At 52.9% G+C, this 5,543-nt stretch carries 2 tRNA genes and 3 rRNA genes; all 5 read right to left on the bottom strand.

From position 1 onward, the window contains the following. Positions 1-6: 6 nt before the first annotated feature. A 5S ribosomal RNA gene (gene rrf, locus MCHT01_RS25255) occupies positions 7-119 on the bottom strand. A 154-nt stretch (positions 120-273) separates the two neighbouring features. Beyond that, positions 274-3,153, bottom strand: a 23S ribosomal RNA gene (locus MCHT01_RS25260). A gap of 315 nt (positions 3,154-3,468) precedes the next feature. Next, positions 3,469-3,544: transfer RNA gene (locus MCHT01_RS25265), tRNA-Ala, on the bottom strand. A gap of 18 nt (positions 3,545-3,562) precedes the next feature. Next, positions 3,563-3,639: transfer RNA gene (locus MCHT01_RS25270), tRNA-Ile, on the bottom strand. A gap of 185 nt (positions 3,640-3,824) precedes the next feature. Continuing rightward, positions 3,825-5,353, bottom strand: a 16S ribosomal RNA gene (locus MCHT01_RS25275). The 16S, 23S and 5S rRNA genes sit together here with 2 tRNA genes alongside, the layout of an rRNA operon. Positions 5,354-5,543: the final 190 nt, after the last annotated feature.

Raw genomic sequence — 5,543 nt, forward strand, 5'->3', positions numbered from 1 at the left:
ATATTAGCCTGACGATGACCTACTTTCACACGGGAATCCGCACTATCATCGGCGCTGAGTCGTTTCACGGTCCTGTTCGGGATGGGAAGGGGTGGGACCGACTCGCTATGGTCATCAGGCTTGACTGGTTGGCCGCTGTCCGTCGGGAGACGAGACAACGGGCCCAATTCGGTAGAGTCGAAATCAGCTTTTGATTTGATTGCGTCTTCAAACTTGAAGAACGGTTATTCGCATGACACCTGTCTTTGACGTCCTTGGGACTATCAAAGTTATAGGGTCAAGCCTCACGGGCAATTAGTACTGGTTAGCTTAACGCATTACTGCGCTTCCACACCCAGCCTATCAACGTCCTGGTCTTGAACGACCCTTCAGGGGGCTCTAGGCCCCGGCAAGACTCATCTTGAGACGAGTTTCCCGCTTAGATGCTTTCAGCGGTTATCTCTTCCGCACTTAGCTACTCGGCGATGCCACTGGCGTGACAACCGATACACCAGAGGTGCGTCCACTCCGGTCCTCTCGTACTAGGAGCAGGCTCTCTCAATCTTGCAGCGCCCACGGAAGATAGGGACCAAACTGTCTCACGACGTTTTAAACCCAGCTCACGTACCTCTTTAAATGGCGAACAGCCATACCCTTGGGACCGGCTACAGCCCCAGGATGAGATGAGCCGACATCGAGGTGCCAAACACCGCCGTCGATATGAACTCTTGGGCGGTATCAGCCTGTTATCCCCAGAGTACCTTTTATCCGTTGAGCGATGGCCCTTCCATACAGAACCACCGGATCACTTTGTCCTACTTTCGTACCTGCTCGACTTGTCAGTCTCGCAGTCAAGCACGCTTATGCCAATGCACTATCAACACGATTTCCGACCGTATTTAGCGTACCTTCGAACTCCTCCGTTACACTTTGGGAGGAGACCGCCCCAGTCAAACTGCCCACCATACACTGTCCCCAACCCGGATAACGGGCCAAGGTTAGAACCTCAAACACACCAGGGTGGTATTTCAACGTTGGCTCCACCTGATCTAGCGACCAGGTTTCAAAGCCTCCCACCTATCCTACACAGATCTGTTCAAAGTCCAATGTAAAGCTACAGTAAAGGTTCATGGGGTCTTTCCGTCTTTCCGCGGGGAGATTGCATCATCACAAACATTTCAACTTCGCTGAGTCTCTGGAGGAGACAGTGTGGCCATCGTTACGCCATTCGTGCAGGTCGGAACTTACCCGACAAGGAATTTCGCTACCTTAGGACCGTTATAGTTACGGCCGCCGTTTACTGGGACTTCAGTCAAGAGCTTGCACCCCATCATTTAATCTTCCAGCACCGGGCAGGCGTCACACCCTATACGTCGACTTTCGTCTTTGCAGAGTGCTGTGTTTTTAATAAACAGTCGCAGCCACCGATTATCTGCGGCCTCATTGGGCTCCCCAAGTAAATGGTTCACCTACTAAAGGCACACCTTCTTCCGAAGTTACGGTGTCAATTTGCCGAGTTCCTTCTCCAGAGTTCTCTCAAGCGCCTTAGAATACTCATCTCGCGCACCAGTGTCGGTTTGCGGTACGGTCGTCAATAGCTGAAGCTTAGTGGCTTTTCTTGGAAGCAGGGTATCACTCACTTCGTCTGCAAGCAGACTCGTTATCACACCTCAGCTAAGCCCCCCGGATTTGCCTAAGGGGCACGCCTACATGCTTGAACCAGGATATCCAACACCTGGCTGAGCTAACCTTCTCCGTCCCCACATCGCACTATTGAGCGGTACAGGAATATTGACCTGTTTCCCATCAGCTACGCATCTCTGCCTCGCCTTAGGGGCCGACTCACCCTACGCCGATGAACGTTGCGTAGGAAACCTTGCGCTTACGGCGAGGGGGCTTTTCACCCCCTTTAACGCTACTCATGTCAGCATTCGCACTTCTGATACCTCCAGCAGGCCTCACGACCCACCTTCACAGGCGTACAGAACGCTCTCCTACCACGCACAGTAAACTGTGCATCCGCAGCTTCGGTAACTGGCTTAGCCCCGTTACATCTTCCGCGCAGGACGACTCGATCAGTGAGCTATTACGCTTTCTTTAAATGATGGCTGCTTCTAAGCCAACATCCTGACTGTTTTAGCCTTCCCACTTCGTTTCCCACTTAGCCAATTTTAGGGACCTTAGCTGGCGGTCTGGGTTGTTTCCCTCTTGAGTCCGGACGTTAGCACCCGGTGCTCTGTCTCCCAAGCTGTACTCTTCGGTATTCGGAGTTTGCATAGGTTTGGTAAGTCGCCATGACCCCCTAGCCTAAACAGTGCTCTACCCCCGAAGGTAATACTTGAGGCACTACCTAAATAGTTTTCGGAGAGAACCAGCTATCTCCAGGTTTGTTTAGCCTTTCACCCCTATCCACAGCTCATCCGCTAGTTTTGCAACACTAGTCGGTTCGGACCTCCAGCACCTGTTACGGTACCTTCATCCTGGCCATGGATAGATCACCTGGTTTCGGGTCTACACCCAGCGACTAATTCGCCCTATTCGGACTCGATTTCTCTACGGCTACCCTATTCGGTTAACCTCGCCACTGAATGTAAGTCGCTGACCCATTATACAAAAGGTACGCAGTCACCCTTGCGGGCTCCTACTTTTTGTATGCATGCGGTTTCAGGATCTATTTCACTCCCCTCCCGGGGTTCTTTTCGCCTTTCCCTCACGGTACTTGTTCGCTATCGGTCGATTACGAGTATTTAGCCTTGGAGGATGGTCCCCCCATATTCAGACAGGATTTCACGTGTCCCGCCCTACTCTATTCGTGCCTAGTTCCACAATCGACATTTCTCATACGGGGCTATCACCCGCTATGGCCGGACTTTCCATTCCGTTCTGATATGCCAACTGCTAAAACACGAGGGCTACTCCGATTTCGCTCGCCACTACTTTCGGAATCTCGGTTGATGTCTTTTCCTCGAGCTACTGAGATGTTTCAGTTCGCCCGGTTCGCCTCGCATACCTATGTATTCAGTATGCGATACCTCTTGCGAGGTGGGTTTCCCCATTCGGAAATCTCCGGATCAAAGCTTATTTGCCAGCTCCCCGAAGCTTATCGCAGGCTATCACGTCCTTCGTCGCCTGTAATCGCCAAGGCATCCACCACATGCACTTAGTCACTTGACCCTATAACTTTGACATCCTCAGATGTCGTCAAGGACAGATGCTCGACAACTCGAGCATTTATTGAGTATCACGCGTTTTCGCCGTTCTTCAATTTCGTCTCTAAACCTTGGTTCAGAGTTGAAGTTTGGTGACGCAATCAAATGTCGCTGGCGGCACGGTGCCATACGCCCCTTTACGAGCGCTAGCTTTCCGCCAGCAACGCTGATTCGACTCTACGAATTGTTAAAGAACAACAGCCGACTAAAAAGTCGAGACTGGCAAACCGCAGCATCCTTTTCTTGACGCTATGGTTTGCCAACCAGGTGTGGTGTGAACTGGTGGAGGATGACGGGATCGAACCGACGACCCCCTGCTTGCAAAGCAGGTGCTCTCCCAGCTGAGCTAATCCCCCAAGATCTTGCGATCCTCGTGGTGGGTCTGGCTGGATTCGAACCAGCGACCCCCGCCTTATCAAGACGGTGCTCTAACCGACTGAGCTACAGACCCACGCGTTTTGTGTGCGTAAGCCCGTTTGTTGCGCCAACCAGCAAGGCCAGCTCGCCAGGCTCACGCTTCAATTCACTCACTGTTGTTGTGTCTACAGCCGATAAGTGTGGGCGCGCTGAACTCGCTTATGTGGACTCGACTCGATCGGGCTACCTAAGCAACCTGACGGTCTCGTCATTCTCTAGAAAGGAGGTGATCCAGCCGCACCTTCCGATACGGCTACCTTGTTACGACTTCACCCCAGTCACGAACCCTGCCGTGGTAATCGCCCTCCTTGCGGTTAGGCTAACTACTTCTGGCAGAACCCGCTCCCATGGTGTGACGGGCGGTGTGTACAAGACCCGGGAACGTATTCACCGCGGCAAGCTGATCCGCGATTACTAGCGATTCCGACTTCACGCAGTCGAGTTGCAGACTGCGATCCGGACTACGACCGGGTTTCTGGGATTAGCTCCCCCTCGCGGGTTGGCAGCCCTCTGTCCCGGCCATTGTATGACGTGTGTAGCCCTACCCATAAGGGCCATGATGACCTGACGTCATCCCCACCTTCCTCCGGTTTGTCACCGGCAGTCTCATTAGAGTGCCCTTTCGTAGCAACTAATGACAAGGGTTGCGCTCGTTGCGGGACTTAACCCAACATCTCACGACACGAGCTGACGACGGCCATGCAGCACCTGTGTCTAGGTTCTCTTTCGAGCACTCCCACATCTCTGCAGGATTCCTAGCATGTCAAGGGTAGGTAAGGTTTTTCGCGTTGCATCGAATTAAACCACATCATCCACCGCTTGTGCGGGTCCCCGTCAATTCCTTTGAGTTTCAACCTTGCGGCCGTACTCCCCAGGCGGTCAACTTCACGCGTTAGCTACGTTACTGAGAAGAAACCCTCCCAACAACCAGTTGACATCGTTTAGGGCGTGGACTACCAGGGTATCTAATCCTGTTTGCTCCCCACGCTTTCGTGCATGAGCGTCAGTACAGGTCCAGGGGATTGCCTTCGCCATCGGTGTTCCTCCGCATATCTACGCATTTCACTGCTACACGCGGAATTCCATCCCCCTCTACCGTACTCTAGCCATGCAGTCACAAATGCAGTTCCCAGGTTGAGCCCGGGGATTTCACATCTGTCTTGCATAACCGCCTGCGCACGCTTTACGCCCAGTAATTCCGATTAACGCTTGCACCCTACGTATTACCGCGGCTGCTGGCACGTAGTTAGCCGGTGCTTATTCTTCAGGTACCGTCATGAACCCCCGGTATTAACAGGAGTCTTTTCTTCCCTGACAAAAGCGGTTTACAACCCGAAGGCCTTCTTCCCGCACGCGGCATGGCTGGATCAGGCTTGCGCCCATTGTCCAAAATTCCCCACTGCTGCCTCCCGTAGGAGTCTGGGCCGTGTCTCAGTCCCAGTGTGGCTGGTCGTCCTCTCAGACCAGCTACAGATCGTTGGCTTGGTGAGCCTTTACCCCACCAACTACCTAATCTGATATCGGCCGCTCCAATTGCGCGAGGTCTTGCGATCCCCCGCTTTCACCCTCAGGTCGTATGCGGTATTAGCTGCTCTTTCGAGCAGTTATCCCCCACAACTGGGCACGTTCCGATACATTACTCACCCGTTCGCCACTCGTCGCCAGGTTGCCCCGCGTTACCGTTCGACTTGCATGTGTAAGGCATGCCGCCAGCGTTCAATCTGAGCCAGGATCAAACTCTACAGTTCGATCTTGAATTCTCAACGGAATCGAACAAAGACTACTTTCATAGCTTCATTCATTTTCCGTGAGCATCTAGCGATTTAACCTTCTCAGGTCGCTCGTCCAGACGCCCACGCTTATCGGCTGTAAATTCTTAAAGAACATCGAAGCGGCTTTCGCCTTGCTTCGTCGCGTCGCTGATTTGTCGTCAGCAGC

Source organism: Mitsuaria chitosanitabida ATCC BAA-476 = NBRC 102408 (genome assembly GCF_001598255.1).
Classification (GTDB): domain Bacteria; phylum Pseudomonadota; class Gammaproteobacteria; order Burkholderiales; family Burkholderiaceae_C; genus Roseateles; species Roseateles chitosanitabidus.